At 39.5% G+C, this 26,501-nt stretch carries 25 protein-coding genes; 20 read left to right on the top strand and 5 right to left on the bottom strand.

Features of this window, described 5'->3' with window-relative positions; translation table 11 throughout:
- Positions 1-75: 75 nt before the first annotated feature.
- The gene (locus tag LS684_RS08680) at positions 76-1,164 is read right to left on the bottom strand and encodes a BMQ_0737 family morphogenetic spore coat protein (RefSeq protein ID WP_233811208.1); all 1,089 of its coding nucleotides are present in this window, start codon (positions 1,162-1,164) and stop codon (positions 76-78) included.
- A 300-nt stretch (positions 1,165-1,464) separates the two neighbouring features.
- On the opposite strand from LS684_RS08680, the gene miaB reads away from it, so the two are divergent.
- From miaB to mutL, 6 genes are all read left to right on the top strand, one after another.
- Positions 1,465-3,015, top strand: a complete 1,551-nt coding sequence (gene miaB, locus LS684_RS08685) for a tRNA (N6-isopentenyl adenosine(37)-C2)-methylthiotransferase MiaB (protein WP_233811209.1) — start codon at positions 1,465-1,467, stop codon at positions 3,013-3,015.
- A 1-nt stretch (position 3,016) separates the two neighbouring features.
- Entirely contained in the window at positions 3,017-3,445 is a 429-nt protein-coding gene (locus tag LS684_RS08690) for a YlbF/YmcA family competence regulator (RefSeq protein ID WP_233811210.1), read from the top strand.
- Positions 3,446-3,854: 409 nt separating this feature from the next.
- Positions 3,855-4,400 carry an outer spore coat protein CotE gene (locus LS684_RS08695; RefSeq protein ID WP_233811583.1) on the top strand — a complete coding sequence of 182 codons (546 nt, stop codon included), beginning with the start codon at positions 3,855-3,857 and terminating at the stop codon, positions 4,398-4,400.
- Between the two features lie 789 nt (positions 4,401-5,189).
- Positions 5,190-5,606 carry a VOC family protein gene (locus tag LS684_RS08700; protein ID WP_233811584.1) on the top strand — a complete coding sequence of 139 codons (417 nt, stop codon included), beginning with the start codon at positions 5,190-5,192 and terminating at the stop codon, positions 5,604-5,606.
- A gap of 165 nt (positions 5,607-5,771) precedes the next feature.
- Positions 5,772-8,378: a DNA mismatch repair protein MutS gene (mutS, locus tag LS684_RS08705; protein ID WP_233811211.1), complete on the top strand. Its 2,607-nt coding sequence runs from the start codon at positions 5,772-5,774 to the stop codon at positions 8,376-8,378.
- An 18-nt stretch (positions 8,379-8,396) separates the two neighbouring features.
- The gene (gene mutL / locus LS684_RS08710; protein WP_233811212.1) at positions 8,397-10,289 is read left to right on the top strand and encodes a DNA mismatch repair endonuclease MutL; all 1,893 of its coding nucleotides are present in this window, start codon (positions 8,397-8,399) and stop codon (positions 10,287-10,289) included.
- A gap of 299 nt (positions 10,290-10,588) precedes the next feature.
- On the opposite strand, the gene LS684_RS08715 is transcribed toward mutL, so the two are convergent.
- On the bottom strand, positions 10,589-11,590 hold the full coding sequence (locus tag LS684_RS08715; RefSeq protein ID WP_233811213.1) for an NADPH:quinone oxidoreductase family protein: 1,002 nt from the start codon (positions 11,588-11,590) through the stop codon (positions 10,589-10,591).
- 165 nt (positions 11,591-11,755) lie between these two features.
- On the opposite strand from LS684_RS08715, the gene LS684_RS08720 reads away from it, so the two are divergent.
- The 3 genes from LS684_RS08720 to LS684_RS08730 all read left to right on the top strand — a co-directional run bounded on the left by LS684_RS08720 (position 11,756) and on the right by LS684_RS08730 (position 13,900).
- A complete protein-coding gene (locus LS684_RS08720) occupies positions 11,756-12,346 on the top strand; it encodes a TetR/AcrR family transcriptional regulator (protein WP_233811214.1) in 591 nt (196 codons plus the stop codon).
- A gap of 106 nt (positions 12,347-12,452) precedes the next feature.
- Positions 12,453-12,902: a hypothetical protein gene (locus LS684_RS08725; RefSeq protein WP_233811215.1), complete on the top strand. Its 450-nt coding sequence runs from the start codon at positions 12,453-12,455 to the stop codon at positions 12,900-12,902.
- 362 nt (positions 12,903-13,264) lie between these two features.
- The gene (locus LS684_RS08730) at positions 13,265-13,900 is read left to right on the top strand and encodes a hypothetical protein (RefSeq protein WP_233811216.1); all 636 of its coding nucleotides are present in this window, start codon (positions 13,265-13,267) and stop codon (positions 13,898-13,900) included.
- A gap of 38 nt (positions 13,901-13,938) precedes the next feature.
- Here LS684_RS08730 and mreBH read toward each other — a convergent pair whose 3' ends face one another.
- On the bottom strand, positions 13,939-14,946 hold the full coding sequence (gene mreBH / locus LS684_RS08735) for a rod-share determining protein MreBH (protein ID WP_233811217.1): 1,008 nt from the start codon (positions 14,944-14,946) through the stop codon (positions 13,939-13,941).
- Positions 14,947-15,206: 260 nt separating this feature from the next.
- Between mreBH and miaA the strand changes: the two genes are divergently transcribed.
- From miaA to LS684_RS08755, 4 genes are all read left to right on the top strand, one after another.
- Positions 15,207-16,172, top strand: coding sequence for a tRNA (adenosine(37)-N6)-dimethylallyltransferase MiaA (gene miaA / locus LS684_RS08740; RefSeq protein ID WP_233811585.1), 966 nt, complete (start codon positions 15,207-15,209; stop codon positions 16,170-16,172).
- A gap of 25 nt (positions 16,173-16,197) precedes the next feature.
- The gene (gene hfq, locus LS684_RS08745; protein WP_233811218.1) at positions 16,198-16,431 is read left to right on the top strand and encodes an RNA chaperone Hfq; all 234 of its coding nucleotides are present in this window, start codon (positions 16,198-16,200) and stop codon (positions 16,429-16,431) included.
- Between the two features lie 518 nt (positions 16,432-16,949).
- A complete protein-coding gene (gene spoVK, locus LS684_RS08750) occupies positions 16,950-17,897 on the top strand; it encodes a stage V sporulation protein K (protein ID WP_233811586.1) in 948 nt (315 codons plus the stop codon).
- A 310-nt stretch (positions 17,898-18,207) separates the two neighbouring features.
- Complete coding sequence (locus LS684_RS08755; protein WP_233811219.1) at positions 18,208-18,435, top strand: hypothetical protein; 228 nt, start codon at positions 18,208-18,210, stop codon at positions 18,433-18,435.
- A 66-nt stretch (positions 18,436-18,501) separates the two neighbouring features.
- On the opposite strand, the gene LS684_RS08760 is transcribed toward LS684_RS08755, so the two are convergent.
- Positions 18,502-19,119 carry a trimeric intracellular cation channel family protein gene (locus LS684_RS08760; RefSeq protein ID WP_233811220.1) on the bottom strand — a complete coding sequence of 206 codons (618 nt, stop codon included), beginning with the start codon at positions 19,117-19,119 and terminating at the stop codon, positions 18,502-18,504.
- Between the two features lie 266 nt (positions 19,120-19,385).
- On the opposite strand from LS684_RS08760, the gene hflX reads away from it, so the two are divergent.
- The 4 genes from hflX to glnA all read left to right on the top strand — a co-directional run bounded on the left by hflX (position 19,386) and on the right by glnA (position 24,007).
- On the top strand, positions 19,386-20,645 hold the full coding sequence (gene hflX, locus LS684_RS08765; protein WP_233811221.1) for a GTPase HflX: 1,260 nt from the start codon (positions 19,386-19,388) through the stop codon (positions 20,643-20,645).
- Between the two features lie 13 nt (positions 20,646-20,658).
- The gene (locus LS684_RS08770; RefSeq protein ID WP_233811222.1) at positions 20,659-21,927 is read left to right on the top strand and encodes a methionine gamma-lyase family protein; all 1,269 of its coding nucleotides are present in this window, start codon (positions 20,659-20,661) and stop codon (positions 21,925-21,927) included.
- A gap of 303 nt (positions 21,928-22,230) precedes the next feature.
- A complete protein-coding gene (locus LS684_RS08775; protein WP_233811223.1) occupies positions 22,231-22,638 on the top strand; it encodes a MerR family transcriptional regulator in 408 nt (135 codons plus the stop codon).
- 34 nt (positions 22,639-22,672) lie between these two features.
- Positions 22,673-24,007 carry a type I glutamate--ammonia ligase gene (gene glnA / locus LS684_RS08780; RefSeq protein WP_233811224.1) on the top strand — a complete coding sequence of 445 codons (1,335 nt, stop codon included), beginning with the start codon at positions 22,673-22,675 and terminating at the stop codon, positions 24,005-24,007.
- Positions 24,008-24,135: 128 nt separating this feature from the next.
- On the opposite strand, the gene lexA is transcribed toward glnA, so the two are convergent.
- Positions 24,136-24,762 carry a transcriptional repressor LexA gene (gene lexA / locus LS684_RS08785; protein ID WP_233811225.1) on the bottom strand — a complete coding sequence of 209 codons (627 nt, stop codon included), beginning with the start codon at positions 24,760-24,762 and terminating at the stop codon, positions 24,136-24,138.
- A 152-nt stretch (positions 24,763-24,914) separates the two neighbouring features.
- Here lexA and yneA point away from each other — a divergent pair, with 152 nt between their 5' ends.
- The 3 genes from yneA to LS684_RS08800 all read left to right on the top strand — a co-directional run bounded on the left by yneA (position 24,915) and on the right by LS684_RS08800 (position 26,205).
- The gene (yneA, locus tag LS684_RS08790) at positions 24,915-25,232 is read left to right on the top strand and encodes a cell division suppressor protein YneA (protein WP_233811226.1); all 318 of its coding nucleotides are present in this window, start codon (positions 24,915-24,917) and stop codon (positions 25,230-25,232) included.
- A gap of 14 nt (positions 25,233-25,246) precedes the next feature.
- Positions 25,247-25,891, top strand: coding sequence for a YneB family resolvase-like protein (locus LS684_RS08795; protein WP_233811227.1), 645 nt, complete (start codon positions 25,247-25,249; stop codon positions 25,889-25,891).
- Positions 25,892-25,971: 80 nt separating this feature from the next.
- Positions 25,972-26,205 (top strand): DUF896 domain-containing protein, encoded by a 234-nt coding sequence (locus LS684_RS08800; RefSeq protein WP_233811228.1) that lies wholly within the window; start codon positions 25,972-25,974, stop codon positions 26,203-26,205.
- Positions 26,206-26,501: the final 296 nt, after the last annotated feature.

Raw genomic sequence — 26,501 nt, forward strand, 5'->3', positions numbered from 1 at the left:
TTAAAAAAAACAGAAAATTATGAATGAAACGTTAAAAAAGCAATCAGGTATTAAAACCTAATTGCTTTTAATCTATTAACAATTAATGATGGTTATTTCGCCAGTAGGAACGGAGGCTGAAGATACTATCAAAGGAACATCAGTAACTACTAACAAATAGACATCCAAAAGTCCTCCAGGTGTTTCGACGAAAGTTAATTGATAAGGTCTATTTTCAGGTATTCCCATTGGATCGGTTACTCTTGCTGTTCCTGTAATATCCATCGAAATAGCTCCTCCATCAATATTTGAACACTGTGGTAGGCTTATGGTTAATGGTTCGACAGTCGTTACGTCTCCAGTTGGTGAGATTTGTGAGTAACTCCACGTGCTTGAATTATAATTACAATTCGGACAAATATTTGCAGATAGATTGATTGTATAGCCAATTACAGTTCCAGCTTGAGCAATCAGATTTTCAATTTCGACAAAGGCACTACAATCACAGGGAATTAGAGGGAAAATAGCAGGACACTGTTCTGGGTAATTGAATACAGGGCAACTAGTAGTACTTGGAATTTCGATATCATTTTCACGAGGGAAGCAGAATTTAGAAAGAACTTCTAGCTTCACTTCTGCTTCTACTTGTAAGTCGTAGCAAAAGTCTAGAGAGACTTGAAGGCCTAAGTCTGGTACACCTGTCTCGTTAAAATTTACTCTGCATTGGAGGCTAATATAACGGCATTGAATGTTTTGCCTAGTAAATGAATCAGGTACACATACTACCAGTTGTTGTGAGTCTTGGATAATGGGTCGGAATTGACAGATGATTTGTTCATTACTGTCAAATACAGTAATGAGTGGTCTAAATGAGAAAAGGACCTTTACAACAGCAAGGTTGTTTTCCAAAGAAGCTCTGTCAATAATTGAAGAAACTGTACAGGAGATAATATCATCCTGAGTGACTGAAGATGTTAAAGGGAAAAAACCAGTGACTTCCGGTAGTTCACATTTAACATTAAGTGGAATTCTACCCTCCTGTATAGCTAATGCTATTGAAGTAGTGCAATCTGCTGGTACAGTAATGTTCGTGTCATTACTTACAGCATCAAATACCCAATCATATACTTTATTCACACGGATACACTCGAGCTGAACGTTATTCTGGTTTAACTGCTCTACCATCTTATATTCAACTCCTTTCTAAATTTTTTAAAATAATTCATATTATTCTATTAGCTACAAGGAGAATTTGACTCACTTTTAAATAAGAATGGTCATATTAATCAGTCAAAAAAAGAAAAAACAGATAGAAATGTAAATAGAGAAGACCCTTCAATAAATAGGTGGTTCCCTAGTTTTAAGATATGTAGAAATTAGAACAAGTGATATATGATATTGTTTGAAGTAGTTTTTGGGTTTATAATTAATAATTGCATGTTTACTATGATATGTTGAAAATGCTTATTGAAAGGAGATATATAAATGAACGAAAAGCAGCGGTTAGAATCAACAGGACAAATTATTGAAAAATCAAATCCTTCGGACAAAAAATCCGAAAAGGATTACAGCAAGTTTTTTGAAACGGTTTATACGGCTCCTTCCCTTAAAGATGCTAAGAAGCGTGGAAAAGAAGAAGTTCAGTATCATAAAGATTTTTCAATTCCGGAAGAGTTTAAAGGCATGGGGAACGGACGTAAATTCTATATCCGTACGTTTGGCTGTCAAATGAACGAGCACGATACAGAGGTAATGGCAGGGATTTTTCTAGGTTTAGGCTATGAACCTACAGATGACGTAAATGATGCCAATGTGATCTTGTTAAACACATGTGCCATTCGTGAAAATGCAGAGAATAAAGTGTTTGGTGAGCTTGGTCACTTAAAGCATTTAAAGCTGCAAAAGCCTGATCTATTACTAGGTGTATGTGGATGTATGTCTCAAGAGGAATCAGTTGTAAATAAGATATTAAAAACGTATCAGCAAGTGGATATGATTTTCGGAACCCATAATATTCATCGACTGCCAAACATCCTCCAAGAAGCATATATGTCGAAAGAAATGGTTGTTGAGGTTTGGTCAAAAGAGGGAGATGTTATTGAGAATCTTCCAAAGGTCCGCCGTGGCAACATTAAAGCATGGGTAAACATTATGTATGGCTGTGATAAGTTCTGTACGTATTGTATTGTTCCTTATACGCGTGGAAAAGAAAGAAGCCGACGCCCTGAAGATATTATCCAAGAGGTTCGCCATTTAGCTGCTCAAGGCTATCAAGAGATTACCCTGTTAGGTCAAAACGTAAATGCTTACGGAAAAGACTTAGAGGATATCGAATATGGCTTAGGTGATTTAATGGATGAAATGCGCAAAATTGATATTCCTCGCATCCGTTTTACAACAAGTCATCCACGTGACTTTGATGATCATCTCATTGAAGTACTTGGGAAGGGTGGCAATTTAGTGGAGCATATCCATCTTCCGGTTCAATCAGGCTCGACAGATGTGTTAAAGATTATGGCAAGAAAATATACCCGAGAGCAGTATCTTGAGTTGGTTCGCAAAATAAAAGCGGCAGTTCCAGATGTAGCATTAACGACGGATATTATTGTTGGCTATCCAAATGAAACGGAAGAACAATTCGAAGAAACGCTTTCGCTTTACCGTGAAGTCGGATATGAATCTGCCTATACATTTATTTACTCACCTCGTGAAGGAACACCAGCCGCAAAAATGAATGACAATGTTCCGATGGAAGTGAAGAAAGAACGACTTCAACGTTTGAATGCGTTAGTGAACGAGCTTTCTGCTGAAGCATTGAAAAAATATGAAGGTCAAGTCGTAGAGGTTTTAGTAGAAGGTGAGAGTAAAAACAATCCCGATGTCCTCGCTGGCTATACACGTAAGAGCAAGCTAGTAAACTTTGTTGCTCCTAAGACAGCAATTGGTAAGCTAGTACAAGTGAAAATTACAGAAGCAAAAACATGGTCATTAAACGGAGAAATGATAGAAGAGAAACAACCAGTAGAGGTGAACTAAAATGGCGAAATATACAAAAGATGACATTATTACCCGTGCGAAAGAAATAGCAATGATGATTGCAGAAACAGAAGAAGTAGACTTTTTCAAAAAAGCTGAAGCAAAAATCCATGATAACGAAAAAGTAAAATCACTTATTTCACAAATTAAAGGCTTGCAAAAGCAAGCGGTCAACCTTCAGCATTATGGGAAAGAAGAAGCCCTAAAGCGTACAGAGGATAAAATTGCCCAAATTGAGGAAGAGTTAGATTCCATTCCAGTCGTTCAGCAATTCAAAGAATCACAAATGGAAGTCAATGAAATCCTGCAAATGGTCGCAGTTACGATCTCAAATAAAGTAACAGACGAAGTAATTGAGTCAACAGGTGGAAACATCCTAAGCGGTGAAACCGGATCAGAGATGAATAACAAAAACTGTTCCCATCATTAAGATGAATAGAAAACCCCTAAGCAGATGTAATTTTGCTTAGGGGTTTTTGTATTGTGATGGAGCATTAAAACAGTCATTTGGTCGATGAAGCCCAAAATCAACCCGAAATCCCAGAAAAAAGGTCATCATCACGCAGATGAAGGCTAAAACCACTACAAAATCCTCGAATATTCATCATCATTAACAGAGGATCGGTATTCCTTACCTATGCACGAACCATCATCATACACTATTAGATGATGACATGGTTTAGCGGCCCCTTCCTATGACACACATCCATGGGTGAACGCATAGAATGCACTATGACCGTACCTCATCCAAAGCAAAAGCTGCTGGAAAAAATATTAGCACACTAGTCTAATATCCCGCATAGGATGAATGGAAAATGAAAGAGGAGGGTTCGCTCGCAATGGGAGAATACAGAGAGATTATTACGAAAGCGGTCGTAGCGAAAGGACGTAAATTTACCCAGTCCAATCATACGATTTGCCCGCAACATCATCCAAGTAGTATCCTTGGTTGTTGGATTATAAACCATACGTACGAGGCGAAGAAGGTTGGAAAAACGGTTGAAGTCAGCGGTTATTATGACATTAACGTTTGGTACTCATATAACGATAATACAAAAACAGAAGTAGTTACTGAACGTGTAGAATATTGCGACGTCATTAAATTAAAATACCGTGATCCTGATTGCTTCGATGACCATGATGTAGTGGCACGCGTACTGCAACAGCCAAACTGCGTTGAGGCAGTGATTTCTCCAAATGGAAACAAAATCATTGTTCACGTAGAAAGAGAATTTCTAGTGGAAGTCATTGGCGAAACAAAAATTTGTGTAGCTGTTTACCCTGATTGTGATTGTGAAGATGACCATGATTGGGGCTTAGATGTAGACGATGAAGAATTCGAAGATCTAAACCCAGACTTTTTAGTCGGAGATGAAGAAGAATAAACGGTAGCTAGGAAGGTTTTACTTCCTAGTTTTCTTTTTTGTGCATTGTTCAAAAGATATATTCTACATATCATGTATGATAAAATCTACGACCATTGACGGACAAAGAAATGGCTTTCTTTTTTTATAATAGAGATATAAATAAGGAGGCAGGTAACGATGAGAATCTATCAACTACACTTAACATGTAATCGGCTACAAGAAATGAAACAATTCTATACATCTACATTAGAGATGAAGCTTGTTGGTGAAGGGGAATCTTACTTTGCGGTGATGGCTGGAACAACGAAGCTTGTTTTTGAAAAGGTTTCATCTCAGCCCTATTACCATGTGTGTTTTCGGACAGATAAAAGCTATTTCACGCATATACAAGAAAAGCTAGCGTCAGAAAAACGAATACTGCCGAACAGTGAGGGAGAATATATCTATTATTGGGAAGGGAAACAAACCTATTTTTGTGATCCTGATGGAAATATATTAGAAGCGCTAGAAAGACCAGCGATTGATACTGGCATTCCTACTGGTTGGCATGATGTGGGGGAAATTGGAATGCCGGTGAGGCAGCTTGAACAGATGGCTCATTCGCTTAAGCGCTTTGTCGCGACAGACATAGAGCCAAAATCAGATAGTTTTCACTTTTATGGGGATCAACAAGGTGTATTTGTATTAGTAAAGGAAGGGAGACCGTGGTTTCCCACGAATCGTGGAGCTAGTATATGCCCATTAAAGGTTTTTGTTACAGGCTTAACTGAAGGAAGATATCAGGATAAAGACTACCCGTATGAGGTCATCGTTCGGAAGGAGTGGACACAGGAGCTTCCAGCTGTTCAATTTCGCATCGCAAGACCTACAAATCAATTAGATCGGCTCGTGCATTTTTACACAGAGGGATTAGGTTTAGAAAAAATAGGGGAATTCCGTCAACATGATGGATATGATGGAGTGATGGTAGGATTGCCCGGCACGTCCTATCATCTCGAATTTACACAATCAGAGGAAGAAATTCAGCTTCCGGCGCCAACAAAAGAGCATTTACTCGTTTTTTATATTCCAAATTCCTTTGAACAGCAAAGGATTGTGAATAAGCTTCAACAGATGGGCTATGAGGAAGTAGAACCAGAAAACCCATACTGGGAACGAGGAGGGGTAACAGTCGAAGACCCCGACGGCTGGAGAATGGTCTTGATGAATACTTCAGGAATATAATTGAATCTATTAAAATCGTGCGAAGGAATCTCCATGCCATTGCACGATTTTTTTTGAAATGTCATATAATTTCCTTTTTGCACCGCCACTGAAAAGTATGGATTGAGTATGATATAATAGATTGTCGAAGAAGCAATTGATAGATTTTCATATTTGGAGGAAATTATGGCTGCTTATACGCCGATGATACAACAATACTTAACTATCAAGGCAGATTTTCAGGATGCCTTTTTATTTTTTCGCCTTGGCGATTTTTATGAAATGTTCTTTGATGATGCGGTGCGTGCATCACAGGAATTAGAAATAACCTTAACTAGCCGTGATGGCGGGTCTGAAGATCGCATTCCGATGTGTGGTGTTCCGTATCATTCTGCCCCTGGCTATATTGAACAATTAGTGGAAAAAGGGTACAAGGTTGCCATATGTGAACAAACAGAAGACCCAAAGCAAGCGAAAGGGGTGGTTCGCAGGGAGGTTGTTCAACTCATTACCCCTGGAACGATGATGGAAGGCCGCGGGCTAAGTGAGAAAGAGAATAACTATATTGCTACCATCACATGCTTTGACGATCAATCCTTTGGCTATGCTTATAACGACCTATCAACAGGAGAAAACCGGGCTACATTATTGACAGCAAGCTTCGATGAAGTGTTGAATGAGTTATCATTAACTGGTGCGAAAGAGGTAGTAATTGATAACGATTTTGATGGGGAGCTCCAGCGAAAGATTCGCGAACGGCTAGCGATTACTTTGTCGTTTGAAAAAGATCTTGTGGAGAAAGAGCCGTATCAGCCACTTCTTGCGGAACTCACTCAAGAGAAATTCCGCCAAACGGTTGCTCGATTATTCAATTACTTATATCGAACTCAAAAACGAAGTCTTGATCATCTTCAGCCCGTTACTATCTATCAAACTCATCAATTTATGAAAATTGACTATTTTTCCAAGCGGAATTTAGAGTTAACAGAAACGATCCGATCGAAAGGGAAAAAAGGCTCGTTACTGTGGCTACTGGATGAAACACAAACGGCAATGGGCGGCAGGCTGTTAAAGCAGTGGATCGATCGTCCGCTTATTAATCAAGAGGAAATCGAACGACGCCAAAGGATTGTGGAGACACTTCTTCAAAGCTATTTTGAACGACAAGAGCTTAGAGAAAAGCTAAAGGAAGTATATGACTTAGAGCGTCTTGCTGGAAGAGTAGCATTTGGTAATGTGAATGCGCGTGACCTCATTCAATTGAAACGCTCCCTTCAGCAAATTCCCTTTCTAAAATCCGTGATCGGACAGATGGGACATGCTGAAATGGAGAGCCTCCTGACACAATTAGATCCGTGTGAGGAGCTTACGGACCTATTGGATCAAGCAATCGTAGAAAACCCGCCTCTATCGATCAAAGAGGGAAATATCATGAAGGATGGTTATAACGAGGAGTTAGACCGCTATCGTGATGCCAGTCGGAATGGGAAGACGTGGATTGCAGAGCTTGAACGACAAGAGCGTGAAAAAACGGGCATTCGTTCATTGAAGGTCGGCTATAACCGAGTGTTTGGTTATTATATTGAAGTGACGAAGGCGAATCTACATTTATTGACAGAAGGCCAATATGACCGAAAGCAAACGTTAACGAATGCAGAGCGATTTATAACTCCGGAGTTAAAGGAGAAGGAATCGTTAATCTTGCAAGCTCAAGAAAAGAGCATGGAGCTTGAGTACGAACTCTTCTCCGCCATTCGTGAGCATGTTAAGGAATTTATTCCAAGGCTTCAATCACTTGCGAAAACAGTGAGTGAAATCGATGTGCTGCAATGCTTTGCTACAATCAGTGAAGAGCGTCATTATGTAAAGCCTGCTTTTTCTGCAGATCGGCGAATCATGGTGAAGGATGGTCGTCACCCTGTCGTGGAAAAAGTAATGAACGCCCAGGAATATGTACCGAACGATTGTTTCATGAATACAGAGCGGGAAATTCTACTGATTACTGGACCGAACATGTCGGGGAAAAGTACGTATATGCGGCAGATTGCTTTAACAGCCATACTAGCACAAATAGGCTGTTATGTACCTGCGGAAGAAGCCATTCTCCCAATCTTTGATCAAGTATTTACTAGAATAGGGGCTGCCGACGATCTAATATCAGGACAAAGTACGTTTATGGTAGAAATGCTCGAAGCGAGAAATGCAATTGCTCATGCAACACAGGATAGTTTAATATTATTTGATGAAATTGGCCGGGGAACTTCGACGTATGATGGGATGGCGTTAGCTCAAGCAATTATTGAATATATCCATAACCGCACAGGAGCTAAGACATTGTTTTCTACCCATTACCACGAATTAACTGTGCTGGACGAGGAGCTACCTCGTTTGAAGAATATTCATGTAAGTGCGATGGAGCATAATGGGAAAGTAGTCTTCCTTCATAAAATTAAGGAAGGTGCAGCTGACCGAAGCTATGGAATTCATGTTGCCGAGCTAGCAGAGCTTCCAGCCGAGCTGATTCAGCGTGCGAATGAAATATTAAGCAGATTAGAAATGAAAGATGAACAGCCAGCTTCTCAATCGAAGTCTGCAAGTCCAGTAGTGAAAGAAACCGCAGTAGGAGAAGCACAGCTATCCTTTTTCGATGAGGCAATGGAGGAAAACAAGCCTACTCTTTCTACTAAGGAAAAGAAGGTGTTAGACCAGCTAAAGGGTATGGATATATTAGACCTTACTCCGCTTCAGGCAATTAACACATTATATGAACTTCATAAGAAACTTAAGGGCTAATTAACAGGAGGTGAAGGCATGGGAAAGATTCTTCAATTAGATGACGCATTATCGAATAAGATTGCAGCAGGTGAGGTTGTTGAACGACCGGCTTCTGTCGTTAAAGAGCTTGTGGAGAATTCCATCGATGCTGGTAGTACGATAGTCGAAATAGAAGTGGAAGAAGCGGGCTTAGCAAAAATTCGAATCCTTGATAATGGGGATGGAATTGAAGAAGACGATGTGCTGATTGCCTTCCAACGTCATGCCACGAGTAAAATTAAAGATGAAAATGATCTGTTTCGGATTCGAACGCTCGGTTTTCGCGGAGAGGCACTGCCAAGTATTGCGTCTGTCTCAAGACTAGAGATGAAAACATCTACAGGTGATGCAGGAACAAAAGTAGTTTTTGAAGGTGGAAGAGTAGAGGTATTTGAGAAGGCGGCAAGCCGAAAAGGGACAGATATTGTGATTACCGACTTATTTTTCAATACACCTGCCCGCCTTAAATACATGAAGACGATTCATACGGAACTTGGCAATATCACAGACGTGGTGAATCGTTTAGCCCTTGCTCATCCTGAAGTTTCGATTCGTTTAATTCATAATGATCGAAAGCTTCTCCATACGAATGGAAATGGCGATGTCCGTCAGGTATTGGCAGCCATTTATGGTCTGAACATAGTGAAGAAGATGATTCCGATTGAGTCTAAATCATTAGACTTTCAGCTGAGAGGCTGGATCGCTTTGCCTGAAATAACGAGAGCTTCCAGAAATTATATTTCTACAATGGTTAATGGACGGTTTATCAAAAATTACCCTTTAGCTAGAGCGATTCAAGAAGGATATCATACGCTACTGCCAATTGGCCGCTATCCAATTGTATTATTGAATGTGGAAATGGATCCTCTACTTGTTGATGTCAATGTGCATCCTTCAAAAATGGAGGTGCGGTTTAGCAAGGAGCAGGAGTTAAATGAGCTGATTACGACGACGATTCGAGCAGCCCTTAAGAAACAACAGCTGATTCCCTCTGGAATGATTCAAGAAAAGAAAGAAAAGCCAAAATCTGAGCAAACGTTTCTTACTCTGGATCATTTACCAGTTGAAAAGCAGCCTGAAGCATTCGTTAATGCGGTGAATGATTACTCTCAGCATGTACCTAGCGGGGCGACTGAAATATATGAACCGACAGAATCTTCTTTTGACCTGCCATCTTATGAAGAACCAAAGCCATTAGTAGATTTGGGACAAGTAGATAGCCCTATGGTGATCGAATATGAGGAACCAATGGATGATCCAGGAGAGGTTGATCTTGAGCTAGAAGAGGCAGATGAGACCATATCCTCACGGGTTCCGCCACTATACCCTATTGGCCAAATGCATGGAACGTATATATTTGCTCAGAATGAAAAGGGGCTTTATGTCATTGATCAGCATGCAGCTCAGGAACGCATTAAGTATGAATATTTTAAGGAAAAGGTCGGGCAGGTGCAGAATGAAGTTCAAGAAATGCTAGTCCCCCTTACATTTGAGTATTCAACTGACCAGTCGATGAAAATTGTTGAGCATCAAGATAAGCTTGCAGCTGTAGGGGTATTTCTTGAGCCATTCGGACACAACAGCTTTCTCGTTCGGTCACATCCGCAGTGGTTCTCTAGAGGTGAAGAAAAGCAGATAATTGAAGAGATGATTGAGCAGCTTTTAGATATGAAAAAGGTAGATATAAAAAAGCTGAGGGAAGAAGCGGCGATCATGATGAGCTGTAAAGGATCAATTAAAGCCAATCAGCACCTTCGAAAGGATGAGATTCAAGCGTTAATTGATGAATTAAGACAAACTTCCGACCCCTTTACATGCCCACATGGGAGACCGATTATCATTCATTATTCCGTATACGACATGGAAAAAATGTTTAAACGTGTGATGTAAGAAGGGGAAGTCACTTCGTGTAATAGAGTATATGTTTACGACTGAAATGGCTCCGTTAAGAATAGCTCATGACTATTCAGCGGAGCCATTTTTGTTGCTTAAGAACATGTGAAATTTATCGCGGGTAAACATCCAGCATCTTAGCTACTCGAGGTAATAAGTTAATTTAGAATGGAAGGCAAAGAACGCCATCTATTCGAAACGGTCTTATGCTTGCCCGAGCCTGATCAAGAGGCTCTATGATTTTGTTCTTCAGAATGAAAATAAGGACATCCCTCAGTGAGAAATGTCCTTCCCTTTTAAGATTCCTTTATGACCTTCACTACGGTTCTCCCTCTCGCATTTCCTTTCAGAATGTTTGCTAAAGCATCAGGCAGCTCATCGAATGTGATTTCATTTTCAATAGTTGATAACAAATCAGGCTTTAAGTCAGTAGCCATCCGGTTCCAGAGTATCTCGCGAAGCTCTTTCGGACAGTAAACCGAATCAATTCCTAATAAATTGACGCCTCGAAGGATAAAAGGAAAGACTGTTGTTGGAACATCTGCACCACCTGTTAACCCGCTTACAGCAACCGAACCGCCGTATTGTACATTACTCAAAACAGAGGCTAACGTTTTGCCGCCAACAGGATCAACAGCACCTGCATAAAGCTGTTTTCCAATCGGACGAATTTTCTCTGGAGTAACTTCTTCACGAGAAAGGATTTTGCTTGCACCGATATTTTTTAAGTATTCTTGCTCCGATTCTTTTCCAGTGCTTGCGATTACTTCATATCCTCGTTTGGAGAGCATGGAAATAGCCATACTGCCAACTCCACCTGTTGCCCCAGTTACTAACACTGACCCTTTTTCAGGGGCTAGTCCATTTTTCTCTAATTGATGGATCGAAAGTGCTGCTGTAAACCCAGCTGTTCCAAATGTCATTGCTTCTTTAAATGTTAAGCTTTCTGGAAGCGGAACAATCCAGTCACCAGGCACGCTTGCATATTCACTATAGCCTCCATAATGTGACACTCCTAACTCGTAACTCGTGACGAGGACTTTGTCTCCTTCTTTGTATCGAGGGTCTTTAGAAGTCACAACAACTCCAGCAAGGTCAATCCCAGGAACAAACGGGTACGATTGAACAATTTTGCCATTGGGAATACTAGCTAAGCCATCTTTGTAATTAACACTAGAATAGTGAACCTGGATGGTAACATCGCCATCAGGAAGGTCCTCAAGTGAGATGGATTGAATGGTAAGTGAAAAGTCATCTTCTTTTTTGTCGACAACAAGTGCTTTAAATGATTGGTTCATTAAATAGTTCCCCTTTCTTACTGACAATTGGTGTATCTGACAACATCATAATACAAATTATTCTGACCGGTCAATTTATTTTGTCCAGTCAGAATAATTTTGTTCGAAAAAAGTGAACATTTTTTGTATAATCATTATAGGGAACAAATGGAGGGGCAATGAGAAATGACGAACAAAGCAGAGCAAAGGCGAAAGCAACTATTGAAAGCAGCTTTTCAGGCTGCATCTGATAAGGGGTATGAATCCGTTACGCTTCAAGATATAGCGGATTATGCAGGTGTGAGCAAAGGGGTTACCAATTATTATTTCCAAAATAAGGCAGATGTGTTTGCCCATCTTTTTGAATGGCTTACAACAAGAATTTATGAGAAAGAATCAAAGTCCATAGATGAGAAAGAGACGGCTATTGAAAAGCTTGAAGCGTATATGAACCAGGTATTTATCAGCCCAGAGGAAAACAAAACCTTTTACCGGGTGTATTTAGATTTTCTGTCGCAAACGAAGACGAATGAACGGTATAAGGAGATTAACAAGCAGTTTTACCAAAATTGTTGGTCAATTGGACGCCGAATTGTGGCGCAAGGCTTAGAAGAACAGGTGTTTCATGTAGAAGATGTGGAAGAAGCAGCTATCGCTATTCGCTCCATGATTGATGGAAGCTTAATTCAATGGCTAATGAGAGATGAAGAACACTTACATCGATCCTATCGAGAGGTGTGTCATCAGTCGATTTTACGTATGCTTAAATATGAATGAAGAGAGAAGTCACAGCCATCATACTGTGACTTTTTCTTGTTACATTGGTTAATTTTTCCGAGTTATACTATATTATATATAAAGCTGTTTCATAGGAGGGGTGAAATTGTTTGCTTTTAGCTTAATATTGACTTTATTACCTGGTATTCTAATTGTATTTGTACTTGTATATGCTTTAAAAAATAGAGAAAAAGGAGATGAGCATGTGGTGAGGCACTTGTATACGTATTTAGTTTTATTTGCGACGTTAATGATGGTAATCGGAGGAGGCATCTCCATCTTTATGGCGGCGGCTGATCTTATTAGCCCTCCTGCCTACTATCAAACATTCTCGGATTATAAACAGATGAGAGAAATGGATAAAGAAGGGCAGTCGAATAAAGTGGAGCGAACAGAGGAAGAACTCCGTGCAGATTATGATCAAATGATTGAGGATGAAAAAAACAGGGAAACGCAAAGAGCCAAGAATCAGCTAATAAAAAGCTTAGGGTTTATTGCCATTCCTTTACCAATTTTTCTCTATTTCAATCGAATGCGGAAGCGGCAGGCGGAATAATAGGTCCGTAAATACTTCTTCTTAAGCTGGGAGTCATCATCCTAAGCATTCAGTCTGTAGACAATCTCGATGCACTTTGAGGTTGCCTACAGTCTTTTTTCATTTTAGCGCTATTCCAAAAGAGTGTGGTTCTATACCAGGTAAGCTGACGTTCTTCTTAAAAAACTGCCCATGTCTCCAAAATAACTAAGGATACGAAAAGAGTCATCAGTAAAGGTTGAATGGGTGGTATCGGTTTTTTTTCCGTTAACTGAACCAAATGAAACTTTTTTCACATTCAACCGTATACACTCTAAAGAGCTTTTTGGAAGGGACAAGGAAATCTCAGTGGGCTTCACTGATAGAAAGGGGACAGAATAAGCATGCTTGAAAACCTATTTTTTACCATACTTTTTGTAATAGGAATCTATTATATTTTTAGCTATCGATTGAATGTAAAAAAAGCAGCTGATCTTACAAAGGATGCGATTTTCCCTCATCACTCCCATGAGTATCAACAGATTCTTATACCTGCTGAATGGAAGGAAATGAAGCCTCTTACGAAACAACAGAAAGCCTATCAACGGGTGAATTGGACAACAAATATTGCGATTGCCTATTTAGTTGCTTTACTTATTATTTTCTATGCCACTGACTGGTTACATTCGGGATTCTTGAATTCTATTTATTGGTTTTTATTGATGCTTAATATGATTAAACATGAAGGGAATTTTTATCTTTTATCTGAAGGAATCATTCTTAATGGTCGCTATTATGATAATCAGCGGATTAAATATTACGAAGTTGAAAAAATTGTTCGCTGGCATTCGTTGTATGGACTAAATGACCGAGTAAATAATAGCTATAAATTAACCTTCGCTATTAAAAATAATTGGTTTGAACCAAATTTTGTCGTCATCACTGATCAGGATTTTCTGCGTCAGATTACAGACCAGCTGAGTGAACGAAAGATCTATGAGAAAGAAATGGATACAGGGGATTCAATTACTGCAAAATAACAAAAGCCGCGGAGTGCATCTCCCGGCTTTTGTTGATATTATTTGACTGCTGCTTGAAGTCGATTGATAAATTTTAAGGATCGCCCTGTTCCAATGGCTACTGATTCTAGGGGAGTGGGTGCTATGTGTACGGGAACATCTATTTGACTGCTTACCCAATCTTGCATGCCATTGATTAACGCTCCGCCTCCTGTTAATATCACACCGCGATCAACGATATCCCCACTTAATTCGGCTGGACAATCCTCTAAGGTCGCTCGAATTGCCTCGATAATATGTGTGAAAGATTCTTTAAGAGCCTCTCTAATTTCATATGAGGAGAGGGAAATGGTCTTCGGTAAGCCAGTAACGAGGTCTCGCCCTCTTACCTCCATTGTTCGTTCATCATGATCAATTAACGCATACCCAATCTCCATCTTGATGGATTCTGCCGTTTTCTCACCGATTAGGACGTTGTACTCCTTTCTTACGTGCTGAATAATATCTTCATCTAATCGGTCACCAGCGATTCGGACGGAATGACAAGCAACGACGCCTCCAAACGAAATAATGGCTACTTCTGTCGTGCCTCCGCCAATATCGACTACGACGTTTGCGATCGGTTCATCAACAGGCAAATCCGCGCCAATTGCTGCAGCAACTGGTTCTTCTATCAGATAGACCTTTTTAGCTCCTGCGCTTCTTACTGCATCTTGAATTGCTCGTTTTTCGACACTTGTTGATCCAGATGGTGCACATACAACGACATTTGGTTTTCGAAAGCCGAAGCCCAGCTTTTTTGCCGCTTTATTCATCAGATAGCGAAGCATTTCCGTGGTTGTGTCGTAATCCGCAATCACTCCATCTCGTAATGGACGGATGGCTGCAATTTTCCCGGGGGTTTTCCCAATCATTTCTTTAGCTTCTTTTCCAACTGCAAGCACCTTATTGCTTTCAGTATCAATAGCGACAACGGAAGGCTCGTTTAGGATAATTCCTTTATTTTTACTATAAATCAATATATTAGCGGTTCCTAAGTCGATTCCTATTTCAGTAATGGTTAACATGTGATTTCACCCAATTCTATAATTTCTAGCTGCTCCCCATATGCTTCAAAATGAGATAGTAGAGTATGGGGGTTGTCTATTGGTTGTAAACGATTCGTTAAGAGCTTGTAATATTTTTGGTGAAAAATAGGGAATTATATGTTCGGTGAATAAAGCAAACCAATTTTGTGAATACTGCTTAGATGTTCAACTGCTTTTGGAATTTGTGGTACGATAGGAAGGGAATACATAAATGAGGTAGAAAAGGCAGTGTGGAAAGCTTGAATAATCTAGAGAAGGTACTTGTAATAATTGGTCCAACAGCAGTAGGAAAAACAAAGCTCAGTATCGAACTAGCGAAAAAGTATGATGGAGAAATCATTAGTGGAGATTCCATGCAAATATATAAAGGGATGGATATTGGAACTGCAAAAATTAAAGAGCAGGAAATGGAGGGGATTCCGCACCATCTGATTGATATCAAAAATCCTGAGGACTCTTTTTCTGTTGCAGACTTTCAATTTCTCGTCCGGGAGAAAATTGAAGAAATTGCAAGCAGAGGGAAGCTTCCGATGATTGTTGGTGGAACTGGCTTATATATTCAATCGGTTATATACGATTATCAATTTTCAGAAGCCCCATCTGATGATGCGTATCGAATCTTTTTAGAGGAACGTGCAAATTCAGAGGGTAATGAAGTTTTGCATCAAGAGCTACAGCAAATCGACCCGGAGAGTAGTGAACGGATTCATCCCAATAATATCCGGCGGGTTATTCGGGCCTTAGAAGTGTATCATTGTACAGGTAAAACCATGTCAGCATATCAAAGCCAGCAAACGCCTGACTTACTTTACCAAACCGCTTTAATCGGCTTGACGATGGACCGAGAGCTCTTATATCAACGGATTAACGAAAGAGTCGATCTGATGATGGAAGAAGGGCTTGTGGCAGAAGTGGAAGAGCTCTATCATCGAGGGTTAAAGGAATGTCAATCCATTCAAGCGATCGGATATAAGGAAATATATGAATATTTAAATGGGAGAGTATCCCTCAACGATGCGGTTGATACGCTAAAGCAAAATTCAAGAAGGTATGCGAAAAGACAATTAACATGGTTTCGAAATAAAATGCAGGTGGAATGGATTGATATGTCCGAAATAGCCCGTGGTGCATCGCTTGATAAAAAAATAAGCGAAATTTCAAGCTATATTGAAGGAATGCTGGAAATAAAATCGAATAATAAATAATAGAGAGAAAAGAGGAGGATCTGCTATGAAACAATCTGTAAATATTCAAGACCAATTTCTAAACCAGTTGCGTAAAGATGGAACAAACGTCACGGTATTCTTGCTGAATGGCTTTCAATTAAGAGGCCAAATTAAAGGCTTTGACAACTTTACAGTCCTTTTTGAATCAGAAGGAAAGCAACAGCTTGTATATAAACATGCGATCTCAACCTTTGCGCCGCAGCGAAACGTGCAAATTGATATGGAAGGTCAAGCTTAATGAAATAGAGGTTATTTGAAGAAACTCGCTGATAATGCGGGTTTTTTCTGTATTTATGGCTGTGTTACCTAAGTGGTGCATTTTAATAGCAAGTGGATTGGGGGGAAAGGTGAGTGCCTCTCTGGTTCGATCGCGGAAAACGAGAGTCTGTAGTGAAGATTAACAACAGAATTTATGAGAGTCCTTTTTATAACAAAATACATTAATGAATTCAAGCATTTATGAATACAATCTCATAAGGGCGTATTTCTATTTCTCGGGAAAGCGCATATAACGACAAACAAATTGAGGGCTAAAGGGATTTGTCGTTAGAATGCCTTCCCTTTTTTCTTAGTTATACACATATGAATTGAAGAAGCATGATGAAGAAATGAATACCGATAGATGCCTTGACAGTGTAGATGTTATACACGTAGCTTGTTAATCGAGAAATGACAGCAACGATGCACATATGTTGGGCTTTTGTCACGAAACTGCATCGAAAGCGTATACTGTTGGGAGAATGTGAGGTGAAAGCTTTGGATCAACCGATGCGTATGAAAAATAATGGACAGATTAGTATAGTACTTAATGCGCAGCAGCGGAAAGCCATTTCGAAGGACATACCAGATTCGGAAGTTGTTCCAAAGTCCATTCCTGTCGAACATACCGCGTTAAAAGAAATAGAGGAAGAGCTAAGTGAGCTTGTAGGAATGGAAGAAGTAAAAAAAATGATTAAAGAAATTTATGCCTGGCTCTATGTGAATAAAAAGCGAGAAGATATGGGATTGAAAGCGGGAAAGCAAGCTCTTCATATGATGTTTAAAGGAAATCCTGGAACGGGAAAAACGACAGTAGCTCGGCTAATTGGAAAGCTCTTTCAAAAAATGGGTGTACTCTCGAAGGGTCACTTAATTGAGGCGGAGCGAGCCGATTTAGTTGGGGAATATATTGGTCATACCGCACAGAAGACAAGGGATCTAATAAAGAAATCCCTTGGAGGAATCTTATTTGTAGACGAAGCCTACTCTCTTGGAAGAGGGGGAGAAAAGGACTTCGGGAAGGAAGCCATTGACACGATGGTGAAGCATATGGAGGATAAGCAGCATGAATTTATTTTAATTCTCGCCGGCTATTCAAGAGAGATGGATCAATTCTTATCGTTAAACCCGGGTCTACACTCCAGATTTCCCATTGTCGTCGATTTCCCTAACTATACGATTGAGCAATTAATGGACATTGGGGAGAGAATGCTAAAGGAAAAACAATACGAGCTTAGCTATGAGGCCGAAAGAAAAGTAAAAGATCATCTGCTATGGATTCAAAACAATGTAAACCCAGCAAGCTTCTCAAATGGACGTTATATAAGGAATATTATTGAGAAATCGATCAGAGCGCAGGCGATGCGATTGCTCATGCAAAATCAATACGATCGTCATGAATTAATGACGATTCGAAGCAATGACTTAATCTTTGAAGATAAATAAAGACGAAACTCAGTTGAATCATCCATGATTATGAAATAACTAGGAGGCCAATGAGTGGGTTTCCTGGTTTTTTTGTTAGATGAATGAATTTAATTGTACCGTTTGGGGTTACTACATTCCGGAACTTCTTTATGACTATAAAAGAATATTCCCACCTAACCTAGTGCCATTGACAAGAATAAGTACTGATACACCTAAGGTTTGAAAAGGCTTTCCTTTAAGTTATAGTTATAAACATAGGTAAAATCAAGTTGTTGGTTATCTAGTAGAACTACATCATCACTGTATTGAACAAAGGGGATGGGACACGATGATTCGAGGGTTGAGGGTTGTATTTGCCTGCTTTGCTCTCTGTATTGCAGTTTGGGCTTTGTTAACAGGTATAGAAGATTTTTCACCATATGCACTGTTCATTATTAGCGCTATCATACTGTTTTTGGCAAGGTCTGAACTGAAAGCAAACCGGAAATTAAATGCAATCCTCGCCTTCATAGGAACATCATTAATTTTGTTGGTTGCTATATATTCTCTTATTTAAACAGCTTGCAACGTCACAAGAAGCAGAAAGAGAAGCGAATATATTAAAAAGGAATCTGCACACTTCTCAGATTCCTTTTCCAGATGCGTGTAAGCTTTTGATTGGAAGCTTCCATTTATAAGTATAGGAGAGAACTCTAAGGCCGGTAGCCATGATAAATAATGCGTACAGCTCATATGGGTTGGTGGCGATTTTTAAGCCGACGAACAATCCGCAGATGATGGCCCATACCGCATAGATTTCAGATTTTAGAACAGTCGGCTTTCTTCCTGCAAGCAGATCGCGGATGATTCCCCCGCCGCTTCCGGTTAACACGGCAGCTACGATGGTTGCACTAAGGGGGTGGCCCATGTCTGTTGCGTATAATGCTCCTTGGATCGCAAATGCAGATAAACCTATCGCGTCAAAGAAATTACCCCATTTTTGCCAATGCTTTAATAGATTATTAGGGAATAAGAACACGGCTGTTATAGACAAGAGGGCAATTTGAAAAAACAACCCTTGCTCCCATAGGGCAGAAACAGGAACACCAATCAATAAATTTCGAATCGCTCCCCCGCCAAATGCGGTAACAATTCCTAAGATGTAAACGCCTAAAATATCATACTCTTCTTCCATTGCAATGATCGCTCCACTAATAGCAAAAGCAACAGTTCCGATCATACTTAAAACTTCCCAAGTCATGTTCATTTCTCCTCTAGATGTAACAAATAAAAACTGCATCGCGTGCAAGTAACCATCATGTTTATGCTGTTTTTACAAACAATATGATTTTATCATGCAAATGGATTATTTCAACCGTTTTTACAGAAACTATAAGAATTTATTTTTTTGCAGGTATATTCCCTATTCATATGCTTTTTACGAGGCGCTGTATAAAGTAATATTAGAGTTACTCGTTCATTTTTGGTATGATGTGAAAAAGATCAAATAGGAAAGAAGGATGACGGTTGGAAAAACAAGCGATAGAATATGAAAAAGTCATTCTCGTCGGCTGCCAAACGAACGAAGATGATTTGAGGTTTCAATATTCGATGGAGGAACTCGAATCCCTTACAGAGACTGCCAATGGGAAAGTTCTTACATCATTGGTGCAAAAAAGAGAACGGATTCATCCATCTACATATATCGGTAAAGGAAAAGTAGAAGAGCTTGCTGCTTTACAAGAAGAGCTTGAAGCGAATCTGATCATATTTAATGATGAGTTATCTCCAAGCCAGGTTCGTAACTTATCGAGCGGGATCGAAGCGAGAATTATTGACCGAACACAGCTAATCTTAGATATATTTGCTCAAAGGGCGAGATCAAAGGAAGGGAAGCTTCAGGTCGAGCTTGCACAGCTTCAATATTTATTGCCGAGACTTGGTGGTCAAGGTACGCAGCTTTCCCGTCTAGGTGCAGGAATTGGGACGAGAGGACCAGGTGAGACAAAGCTTGAATCGGATAGACGGCACATTCGCAGAAGAATTGATGATATTAAAGGGCAGTTAGAGGTAATTGTTTCTCATCGAGATCGCTACCGTGAACGCCGAAAGAAGAACAAGGCGTTTCAAATGGCGTTAGTTGGATATACAAATGCGGGTAAATCGACATTATTTAACAGGCTCACTGAAGCAGATTCATATGAAGAGAACCAATTATTTGCGACTTTAGACCCCATGTCAAGAAAGGTAATTTTACCAAGTGGATTTTCGACAATCTTAACGGACACAGTTGGCTTTATTCAAGATCTACCCACGACTTTAATCGCAGCATTTCGCTCGACGCTAGAAGAGGTGAAAGAAGCCGATTTATTGTTGCATGTAGTGGATATGTCTAGTCCTGATTATTTTCAGCATGAGCAAACGGTAAATAAACTACTGTCAGACTTAGCTATTCAAGACATCCCGCAGCTGACCGTCTATAATAAAAAAGACATCCAGCATCCTGACTTTGTTCCGACGTCGAACGCTGAATCGGTTAGTATCAGCGCGTTTCACAAACAAGACCGGCATTTATTAAAAAACAAGATTGAGGAAATCGTTCGTGATCGAATGGAAGTGTATCATGTGGAGGTGCCGGCGACAGAAGGAAAGCTTCTAGCTCAGTTAAAGCTAGAAACGATTTTGCGGGAGCTTCTTTTTGATGAAGAAAAGCAAGTGTATAACTGTAAAGGATACGCATTAGCGGATCATCAAATATCAGGCCAAATTTCAAAATATACCGTTTAGATAGGAGTACATCATGTTTCAACAGTTAGCCAATGGGGAGAAATTACAACCAATTGTAAAAAAAATCGAATCGAAAATTAGTGATATTCATCATCAAATAGATGACCGGATTGAAAGCAATCAATTTCGCGTACTATCAAGCTTTCAAGCTCATCGAGTGAGCGATTCTCATTTTATTCCAACAACAGGGTATGGGTATGATGATAGTGGAAGAGATACATTGGAAAAAATCTATGCAGAAGTGTTTGGAGGGGAAGCAGGGTTAGTTCGTCCGCAAATCATTTCAGGTACACATGCCATCTCGATTGCACTATTTGGGGTTCTTAGACCTGGGGATGAGCTGTTATATATGACAGGAAAGCCCTATGATACATTAGAAGAAATTGTTGGGATTCGTGGGAATGGTGTCGGTTCGTTGAAGGAATTTGGGATTGCGTACAATACAGTGCCATTAACTTCAGAAGGAAAAGTTGATTTTGAAGCTGTTCAAAAAGCCATTAAGCCGAATACGAAAATGATTGGGATTCAGCGCTCAAAAGGCTATGCAACGAGACCTTCTTATACAATAGAAGAAATCAAGGAAATGATTGAGTTTGTGAAGGAAATTAAGCCAGATGTCGTAGTGTTCGTTGATAATTGCTATGGTGAGTTTGTTGAAGAACTTGAGCCATGTCATATTGGGGCAGACCTGATGGCAGGTTCTCTTATTAAAAATCCTGGTGGAGGACTTGCGAAGACAGGGGGATATATCGTCGGGAAAGAAAAATGGGTGGAGGCTTGTTCTTACCGGATGACATCACCTGGGATTGGTGCAGAGGCCGGAGCTTCATTATACAGCCTTCAAGAAATGTACCAAGGCTTTTTTCTTGCCCCTCATGTGGTCGGTCAAGCATTAAAAGGAGCGGTCTTTACAGCAGCGATGTTAGAAGAGCTCGGTATGAATTCCTATCCTAAATGGGATGCCAAAAGAACAGACCTGATTCAGTCCGTACAATTTGACGATAAAGACAAGATGGTGGCTTTCTGTCAAGCTATTCAATTCGCATCGCCTATCAATTCACATGTCACCCCATACCCAAATTATATGCCAGGGTATGAAGACGACGTGATTATGGCAGCTGGTACATTCATTCAAGGTGCCAGCATGGAATTAACTGCGGATGGTCCCACAAGACCTCCATATGTAGCATACGTACAGGGAGGCTTAACATACTCACACGTGAAAATGGCAGTCTGCATCGCGCTCAATCGATTAGTAGAAAAAGGTTTAATCCACATTTAATAGGTTATATTACAAAGGGTAGCGAACATGAGCTATCCTTTTTATTTTGCAAAGAAGTGGAAGGCTTAGTGGGTACAGTTGGAGTATGATAGATCATCCTGCTGACCAACGAGTGGAATCACCTATAAAGGTGAAGGAAATACAAGCTGTTTACATAGAAAAGGGTATTTCCCATCTGCAAAGCTAGTAAAAAAGAAAAAAATTGAGCTGATAAAAAACCATGTGAGAAAACCTTACATGTCATTGACACTTAATCTAACATTGAATATAATAAGAGTATGAAATGGCAAAGGAGGAAAAAAGATGGGAAGAGGTAGTGAAATACGTCGCTCAAAGCCGATCTTTCCAATTGGGAGTGTAATGGAATTAACCGAGCTAACAGCAAGGCAAATCCGTTATTACGAAGAACACCAATTGATTTCTCCAGCAAGAACAGATGGAAATAGAAGATTATTTTCACTGAATGATATTGATAAATTGCTAGAAATAAAGGACTTGATTGATCAAGGAGTGAATCTTGCTGGAATCAAGCAATTGTTTACGATGAAAGAACAGCAGGAGCTACAAGCAAAATTGCAGGAAGTTGGAAAAGGAAGACGTGACTTATCGGATGAAGAGCTTAGAAAATTACTCCGAGCTGAATTAATGCAAGCTGGAAGGTTTAATCGTTCATCATTGCGACAAGGTGATATGTCCCGCTTTTTCCATTAAAATAATAGCATTTACTAAATAGGAGGAATTCAGAATGGCAAAGTATAGCAAAGAAGATATTAAGCGTTTTGCGGAAGAACAAAATGTAAAATTTATTCGTTTACAATTTACGGACATCCTCGGTACGATCAAAAACGTTGAAATTCCGATTAGCCAGCTTGACAAAGCGCTGGATAACAAGATGATGTTTGATGGTTCTTCAATTGAAGGCTTTGTTCGTATTGAAGAGTCTGATATGTACTTATTCCCAGATTTAGATACTTGGGTAGTATTCCCTTGGACTGCTGAAAAAGGGAAAGTTGCACGATTAATCTGTGATATTTATAATGCAGACGGTACGCCATTCGATGGGGATCCTCGTAACAATTTAAGACGTATCCTAAAGGAAATGGAAGACTTAGGATTCTCTGATTTTAACTTAGGGCCAGAGCCAGAATTCTTCTTATTTAAGTTAGATCAACAAGGTGAGCTGACCCTTGAACTAAATGACAATGGTGGCTACTTTGACTTAGCTCCTACCGACTTAGGAGAAAACTGTCGTCGTGACATCGTTCTTGAATTAGAAGAAATGGGCTTTGAAATCGAAGCATCACATCATGAGGTTGCACCAGGACAACATGAAATTGATTTTAAGTATGCAGACGCATTATCAGCATGTGACCAAATCCAAACGTTTAAACTAGTAGTCAAAACAATCGCTCGTAAGCACGGATTACATGCTACATTCATGCCAAAACCGTTATTTGGTGTAAATGGTTCGGGTATGCACTGTAACGTTTCTCTATTTAGAGAAGGAGAAAATGCATTCTTTGATCCAAGCGGCAAGCTTGAGCTAAGTGATACTGCTCGTCAATTTATCGCTGGAATCATCAAGCATGCTCCAAACTTTACAGCGGTTACGAACCCAACAGTAAACTCATACAAACGTCTAGTTCCAGGCTATGAAGCACCTTGCTATGTAGCGTGGTCAGCGCGAAACCGTTCACCGCTAATTCGTATCCCAGCATCTCGTGGAATAAGTACACGTGTTGAGGTTCGTAGCGTAGACCCGGCAGCTAACCCATACCTTGCAATGGCTGTCTTACTAAAAGCAGGATTAGATGGAATCAAGAATAAGATGACTCCTCCAGCTCCAGTAGACCGTAACATCTACATCATGAATAAGGAAGAAAGACTAGCTGAAGGAATTGAGGATCTACCTGCAACTTTAGCGGCTGCATTAGATAAATTAAAAGCGGATGAAGTTATCGTATCTGCCCTTGGAGAACATATTTTCGAACACTTTATCGAAGCGAAAGAAATTGAGTGGGATATGTTCCGTACGCAAGTACATCCATGGGAACGCGAGCAATATATGAAGATGTATTAATAGGGAAGTGGAAGCCCCTTAACGCCGGTTGGTGTTAAGGGGCTTTATTTTTAAAAATTCTAGGGGGTTATAATAATATTATGTAAATTAATTTGAACAAAAGAAAAAGCAAGCTCAACTGGCTTGCTTTAATGGATATGTCGGTATACACCGATTACTTTTCCAAGAATGGATACATTACGTAGGATGATTGGTTCTAGTGTTGGGTTCTCAGGCTGTAAGCGGATATAATCCTTCTCCTTGAAAAATCTTTTCACAGTTGCTTCATCTTCCTCTGTCATAGCAACGACAATATCTCCATTATTAGCTGTTTGTTGTTGTCTCACAATGACATAATCTCCGTCTAAGATACCAGCATCAATCATACTATCTCCCATAATTTCGAGCATGAACACTTGTTCGTCAGCTGGAGCTAATTTCTCAGGAAGAGGGAAGTACTCTTCTACATTTTCAATGGCTGTAATCGGTAGACCTGCAGTGACTTTTCCGACAATGGGTACATTGATGACATTGCTTCTCGGGATATGAGATGCTTCGTCCTCTAAATGGAGAATCTCAATTGCACGAGGTTTAGTAGGATCTCTCCTAATTAGCCCTTTGCTTTCTAATCTAGCTAAATGTCCATGAACTGTGGAGCTAGAAGCAAGGCCGACTGCTTCACCAATTTCGCGGACGGACGGCGGATAACCCTTTAAACGAACTTCTTCCTTAATAAAATCTAGTATATCTTGCTGTCGCTTCGATAACTTTGTCATAATACGCACCTCGTATGGTTATTGTTGTCATAATTATAACATGTGTTCGTATATCGTACAAACATAAGTTCGAATGAACGTTGACACAAAACAAACGTTCGTATTATAATAACACCATAAACGAACATACATTCTATGTAGAGGTGTTAATAATGAAAAAATTATGGAATGAATATTCTTATGCTATTATTCTAGTAATATTAAGCTTTACGACAGCTATTGTATTTATGACACATATTGGTAGTGATCCAACTGACAATTATATAAAGATTACGGTTCAAGAGGGACAAACATTATGGGAAATGGCAGAGACTTATGGAAACAAACATAAAATGACAGCAAATGAATTTATTCGTTGGGTAGAAAGTCATAATGGCATTTCAGGAGATCAGATTTTTCCAGGAGAGCAGCTTGTCATTCCTGTGTTAGAAGTAGAGCTAACAACTACAGAGCTCGCCAGTATTCAATAAGGTAAGGAGTATATATGAGAGCAATCATCTACTGCAGAGTAAGCACAACTAAAGAGACACAAGAAACATCATTAAAGAGACAAGAGGAAGAATTACTGGAGCTTGGCAGACAAAAAGGCTTTGAAATAGTGAAAGTCATTAAAGAACAAGCGAGTGGTTACGAGCTAGAACGTGACGGAATCATTGAGATGTTAAGCTTAATAAAGGAATTGAATATAGATGTGATCTTAATCCAGGATGAAACAAGGCTCGGAAGGGGTAATGCGAAAGTAGCACTTCTTCATTGTATTATGAAGGATGGAGTAAAGCTTTACAGCATATCACATAGTGGAGAGCTTCAACTATCTGAGTCTGATACGATGATCTTGAAGATTGTTAGCATGGTGGAAGAATACCAACGAAAGCTCCATAATATTAAAATCAAACGTGGAATGAAACGAGCGATTGAACAAGGTTATCAGCCACAGAAAAATTTAAAAAATCAAGGTGACAATAGCGGAAGAGAACGAAAAGAGGTTCCAATTTCAGAAATCGTTAGACTCCGCCACAATGATCTTACGTTTGCAGAAATTGCCGCTACTTTAAGAGGTTTTGGTTACGATATCTCAAAGGCAACTGTACATCGTCGCTATAAAGAATATACTGAAGAAGAAACCTAATGAATGCAGTTTTCTTGTCAAACTGCAAGGTTTCTAGTAATATGTCCTTTATTGATTAATTCATAAAGGAGCGCTAGATTATGCTACCTAAAGAAAAATTAGCTAGGATCAATGCTTTAGCAAAAAAAGCAAAAGAGGGGTCATTAACAGAAGCCGAAGCAAAGGAACAGTCATCTCTTAGAAAAGAGTATTTACAGACGTTCCGTTCGAATATGTTAACGACTTTAAAAGGCGTGACAATTGTTGACCCTAAGGGGAATGATGTCACACCAAATAAACTAAAAGTAGTCAAGCAAGACAAAAATCTACATTAATTGAGCTCTACATCTAGGAATACATCCAATAATTGTATTCCTTTTTTACATAGTATAACGTCTTATGTGTCAAAATATAAGGCAAAGGTAGTTTTTGTAGACTGCAGTTATTTATGGTGTTATATTTCTTTCATACTTGATGGGATTGGGTTACGCACACTTATATGGTGATCATTCCTTTTTTTATCAACTATACAACATATTATACAAAAAATGTCAATGAAATAGATGAATTTTGTGTCATTTCTACGTAATTTCTTGTATAAAAATACTAGGCACTATAATATTAAAAGGGT

The sequence above is a fragment of the Cytobacillus spongiae genome (assembly GCF_021390075.1).

Coding starts and splice junctions, on each gene's coding strand:
- mreBH (WP_233811217.1), bottom strand. CDS start 14,946: ATGTTAACCATTACTGAAATAGGAATCGACTTAGGAACCGCTAATATA.
- mutS (WP_233811211.1), top strand. CDS start 5,772: ATGGCTGCTTATACGCCGATGATACAACAATACTTAACTATCAAGGCA.
- LS684_RS08720 (WP_233811214.1), top strand. CDS start 11,756: ATGACGAACAAAGCAGAGCAAAGGCGAAAGCAACTATTGAAAGCAGCT.
- hfq (WP_233811218.1), top strand. CDS start 16,198: ATGAAACAATCTGTAAATATTCAAGACCAATTTCTAAACCAGTTGCGT.
- LS684_RS08680 (WP_233811208.1), bottom strand. CDS start 1,164: ATGGTAGAGCAGTTAAACCAGAATAACGTTCAGCTCGAGTGTATCCGT.
- LS684_RS08755 (WP_233811219.1), top strand. CDS start 18,208: ATGATTCGAGGGTTGAGGGTTGTATTTGCCTGCTTTGCTCTCTGTATT.
- yneA (WP_233811226.1), top strand. CDS start 24,915: ATGAAAAAATTATGGAATGAATATTCTTATGCTATTATTCTAGTAATA.
- LS684_RS08795 (WP_233811227.1), top strand. CDS start 25,247: ATGAGAGCAATCATCTACTGCAGAGTAAGCACAACTAAAGAGACACAA.
- LS684_RS08730 (WP_233811216.1), top strand. CDS start 13,265: ATGCTTGAAAACCTATTTTTTACCATACTTTTTGTAATAGGAATCTAT.
- miaB (WP_233811209.1), top strand. CDS start 1,465: ATGAACGAAAAGCAGCGGTTAGAATCAACAGGACAAATTATTGAAAAA.
- mutL (WP_233811212.1), top strand. CDS start 8,397: ATGGGAAAGATTCTTCAATTAGATGACGCATTATCGAATAAGATTGCA.
- LS684_RS08690 (WP_233811210.1), top strand. CDS start 3,017: ATGGCGAAATATACAAAAGATGACATTATTACCCGTGCGAAAGAAATA.
- LS684_RS08770 (WP_233811222.1), top strand. CDS start 20,659: ATGTTTCAACAGTTAGCCAATGGGGAGAAATTACAACCAATTGTAAAA.
- lexA (WP_233811225.1), bottom strand. CDS start 24,762: ATGACAAAGTTATCGAAGCGACAGCAAGATATACTAGATTTTATTAAG.
- glnA (WP_233811224.1), top strand. CDS start 22,673: ATGGCAAAGTATAGCAAAGAAGATATTAAGCGTTTTGCGGAAGAACAA.
- LS684_RS08760 (WP_233811220.1), bottom strand. CDS start 19,119: ATGACTTGGGAAGTTTTAAGTATGATCGGAACTGTTGCTTTTGCTATT.
- LS684_RS08695 (WP_233811583.1), top strand. CDS start 3,855: ATGGGAGAATACAGAGAGATTATTACGAAAGCGGTCGTAGCGAAAGGA.
- LS684_RS08715 (WP_233811213.1), bottom strand. CDS start 11,590: ATGAACCAATCATTTAAAGCACTTGTTGTCGACAAAAAAGAAGATGAC.
- LS684_RS08775 (WP_233811223.1), top strand. CDS start 22,231: ATGGGAAGAGGTAGTGAAATACGTCGCTCAAAGCCGATCTTTCCAATT.
- LS684_RS08800 (WP_233811228.1), top strand. CDS start 25,972: ATGCTACCTAAAGAAAAATTAGCTAGGATCAATGCTTTAGCAAAAAAA.